The following is a 3703-nucleotide window of genomic DNA, read 5'->3' as shown; positions in this document are numbered from 1 at the left end:
AGGATTTCGCTCCGGTCAAGTTTCCACTTACGGTATACGCTGCGCACCTGGTTTACGGTATCGTCTTTGGCTATATCGGGCAACGATCCGCATCTACTCCAGTCAATATATTTCACCACATTGCAGTATTGATCCGGCGTTCCAACGGCGTAGAAAAAGTATCTTCGTAGAAACGCCGCGAGGCCAATATCTCGCAATCTGATCTGCGCTCTCGAGCCTTGAGTGGGTGTTTCCCATTGAACTGCACAGGAGACTCTGAAACTGTCAAATAACCCGCCTCTTCTTGCACATGACTGAAAGGAAATTGTCATGAAAATCCATACCCTTCCGGCCCTGTCGGCCGCCCTGAGCGCGCCCGCTTGGGCCGCAACCCAGGCCGTCACGCTGTCGATTCCTGGCATGACCTGCGGCGCCTGCCCGATTACAGTGCGCACTGCGCTCAAGCGGGTGCCTGGCGTGGAAACGGTTGGCATCGACGAGGCGCAAAAACAGGTCACCGTCACCTACGACGACAGCAAGACCAACGTGCAGGCTCTGACCCAAGCAACCAAGGATGCTGGCTACTCTTCCAGCGTCAAGCAGTGATGGCGAGATCATGGCTGACACGATCACTCTTCAAATCAAGGGCATGACCTGCGACTCGTGCGCCATGCACGCACAGCAGGCTCTGGAGAGGGTGCCCGGCGTGCACTCGGCCTCGGTATCCTATCCCCAGCGGCGAGCGGAGATCGAGGTAGACGCCAGCGTGGGCCTGGACCCGCTGGTTGCCGCAGTGGCCGCGCTCGGCTACCGCGCTCGGCTCCCTGATACGCCGAATAAGCCCACCGGTCTGTTGGACAAGGCGCCGGGCTGGCCGGACGGCGAGACGAAGCGTAGCGGCGATGATGAGGCACTCCATATAGCCGTGATCGGTAGCGGCGGCGCGGCGATGGCGGCGGCACTTAAAGCCGTTGAGCAGGGCGCACGCGTGACGCTGATCGAGCGCGGCACCATCGGCGGCACCTGCGTCAACATCGGCTGCGTGCCCTCCAAGATCATGATCCGGGCGGCGCACATCGCGCATATGCGCCGGGAAAGCCCATTTGATGGCGGCATCGCAGCGGCGGTGCCTGCGATTGACCGCGGCAAGCTGCTGGCCCAGCAGCAGGCTCGTGTCGATGAACTGCGACACGCCAAGTACGAGAGCATCCTGGACGGCAATCCGGCTATCACCGTGCTGCACGGCGAGGCTCGTTTCAAGAGCGACCATAGCCTCAACGTCCAATTGAACGATGGCGGCGAGCGCGAAGTGGCCTTTGACCGCTGCCTGGTCGCTACCGGCGCCAGCCCGGCGATCCCGCCGATTCCTGGCTTGAAGGACACACCCTACTGGACTTCCACCGAGGCGCTGGTCAGCGACACGATTCCTGACCGGCTGGCCGTGATCGGTTCGTCGGTTGTCGCGCTGGAACTGGCACAAGCCTTCGCCCGACTCGGCACCCAGGTAACAATTCTGGCGCGCAGCACGTTGTTTTTCCGGGAGGACCCGGCCATCGGCGAAGCCATCACGGCGGCATTCCGCGCCGAGGGCATCGAGGTGCTGGATCATATCCAAGCCAGCCAGGTCGCCTATACGGACGGTGAGTTTGTGCTCACCGCCGGGCCAGACAAAGTGCGCGCCGACCGGCTGCTGGTCGCCACTGGTCGCGTACCGAACACACGCAGCCTGGCGCTGGAAGCGGCGGGCGTGACCGTCAATGCGCAAGGGGCCATCGTCATCGACCAGGGCATGCGCACGAATAGCCCGAACATTTACGCCGCCGGTGACTGTGCCGATCAACCGCAATTCGTCTACGTGGCGGCAGCTGCTGGCACCCGTGCCGCCATTAACATGACCGGCGGCGATACGGTTCTCAACCTGACGGCAATGCCTGCCGTGGTGTTCACCGATCCGCAAGTGGCGACCGTGGGCTACAGCGAAGCGGAAGCGCACCACAACGGCATCAAAACCGACAGCCGCACACTGGCGCTCGACAATGTGCCGCGGGCGCTCGCCAATTTCAATACCCGTGGCTTCATCAAGCTGATAGCCGAAAAGGGTTCGGGCCGGTTGTTGGGTGCGCAGGTCGTAGCCCCGGAAGGCGGCGAGATCATCCAGGTGGCGGCCATGGCCCTGCGTGCCCGCATGACCGTCCAAGAGCTTTCTGACCAGCTCTTCCCCTATCTCACCATGGTGGAAGGGATCAAACTGTGCGCCCAGACTTTCACCAGGGATGTTCGTGAATTGTCCTGCTGCGCGGGGTAAGGAAGGGGTGGCATGTTGCAGCAAAGTTGCGTTTATGGTGCAACCCAATGTCTGCGATTGTATTTTGCGATTTGTAAGAATTTGGCGCCTGCGACGATTAAGGGAATGACCGCCTTCTGCAGGTCTTGGTAAGTTTGAATGAGCACAATTGCAAACGCAACGAAGAGGATACCACGACGATTGATTAGATACGATCTCCAGACTAAAAAATGGCTATGGCGAATAGAAACAGATTGTTATCGGCAAGTGGCCTGACATTCAGGGAATCAGGATCAACGAGTTACGGCGAGAACAAATTTACCGTGAAGAGGATACGACAAATGAAGAAGACAGTAAGGATTGTGACAACGGCCATGGCATTTGCCGCGATGGCCATGGGGATACCACCAGTAGAAGCCGCGATGCCCGGCGACACAAATGCCATGGCAAAAATGCATAGGTATTTTGCACATCACTCTTTGGGTTTCCCAGAGCATTTTTACCAATTTCATCCTGGGCCACACTGGGACCTAATGAATTCCTCAGCGCTACGTCTTACCCCAGCACAGATCAAACAGGAAAAAATGCTGGGAATGGGCATGATGCAGGATACTGAGCGAGGGATCATGGCTCTCAAGAAGGCCGCCCGGCAGTACAGCGAGGATGCCAAACTGCCCAATCCATCCATCAGGGCGCTGGCCCGAGATGTCCAGGCTGTCGGGTACGCCCAAGCCTATCTTGGTTACGAGATGATCCCGTATCACATAAAGGGGTACCGGCTGCTTGATCCTGCGCAACAGGTCATTTATCACCGTCTCGCACGCGAGAATTGGATTCACAAGATGAAAATGATGCATGGCTAAATTTTTATATGCCCGCTCCCACCGAAATCTGGTGGCAGTAGGAGCAAACATCGGTGGATTTTCCTAGCCAGTGTACGTACTTGACGGACGGCGCCTGCTGACACTATATTAACGTTAACGTTAACGTTAACGTTAAGGTTAAGGTTAAGGTAATTTAAGGCATGGCTGAATCTCAGAAAAGACCAGTATCGAGTGGGGTGGAGCGGCAACCTTTTTCGAGTACGCCAGAGCGGCGGATATGATGTTGTTCACATGACACAATAAGGAGATATACCGATGACTACGTCCCACGTTAAAGTCCTGATTCACGTCAACGACGCATTGGATGAGGACACCTCGCGCCCCCTCCTGATCTGTCTGCGTGAGATCCCAGGGGTTACCCAAGTGAGCTTCGATCCCAAACTGGAGCATCTTGTTGTCGTGCAGTACCAACCGAACACCACATCGTCAAAGGAGCTGCTGGAAGGTGTTTTGAAGCGCGGTCATCAGGCTCAGTTGATAGGGTTGTAGGCCATGATGCCGAGGGCCAAGCAAGGCCCTACTCAGACCGAGAGGATGAAACCTCTGAAGATTGGTG

General features: G+C 57.3%; 4 protein-coding genes. All 4 read left to right on the top strand.

Going from position 1 to position 3703, the window contains the following annotated elements; all coding sequences use genetic code 11:
- Positions 1 to 309 precede the first annotated feature (309 nt).
- The 4 genes from merP (at position 310) to VMV64_RS04235 (ending at position 3636) form a co-directional block, all read left to right on the top strand.
- Positions 310 to 585: a mercury resistance system periplasmic binding protein MerP gene (gene merP, locus VMV64_RS04250; RefSeq protein ID WP_325328707.1), complete on the top strand. Its 276-nt coding sequence runs from the start codon at positions 310 to 312 to the stop codon at positions 583 to 585.
- A gap of 10 nt (positions 586 to 595) precedes the next feature.
- On the top strand, positions 596 to 2284 hold the full coding sequence (gene merA / locus VMV64_RS04245; RefSeq protein WP_325328706.1) for a mercury(II) reductase: 1689 nt from the start codon (positions 596 to 598) through the stop codon (positions 2282 to 2284).
- A 320-nt stretch (positions 2285 to 2604) separates the two neighbouring features.
- A complete protein-coding gene (locus VMV64_RS04240; protein WP_325328705.1) occupies positions 2605 to 3126 on the top strand; it encodes a hypothetical protein in 522 nt (173 codons plus the stop codon).
- A 276-nt stretch (positions 3127 to 3402) separates the two neighbouring features.
- Positions 3403 to 3636 carry a hypothetical protein gene (locus tag VMV64_RS04235; protein ID WP_325328704.1) on the top strand — a complete coding sequence of 78 codons (234 nt, stop codon included), beginning with the start codon at positions 3403 to 3405 and terminating at the stop codon, positions 3634 to 3636.
- Positions 3637 to 3703 lie beyond the last annotated feature (67 nt).

It is taken from the genome of Sulfuricella sp. (assembly GCF_035531155.1).
GTDB lineage: Bacteria > Pseudomonadota > Gammaproteobacteria > Burkholderiales > Sulfuricellaceae > Sulfuricella.
Note: the sequence above shows the minus strand (reverse complement) of the source record. Positions and strands in the feature narration are given on the sequence as shown.

What these genes read in the sequence shown, in the direction of transcription:
- merP (WP_325328707.1), top strand. Translation starts at nt 310, where the DNA reads ATGAAAATCCATACCCTTCCGGCCCTGTCGGCCGCCCTGAGCGCGCCC.
- merA (WP_325328706.1), top strand. Translation starts at nt 596, where the DNA reads ATGGCTGACACGATCACTCTTCAAATCAAGGGCATGACCTGCGACTCG.
- VMV64_RS04240 (WP_325328705.1), top strand. Translation starts at nt 2,605, where the DNA reads ATGAAGAAGACAGTAAGGATTGTGACAACGGCCATGGCATTTGCCGCG.
- VMV64_RS04235 (WP_325328704.1), top strand. Translation starts at nt 3,403, where the DNA reads ATGACTACGTCCCACGTTAAAGTCCTGATTCACGTCAACGACGCATTG.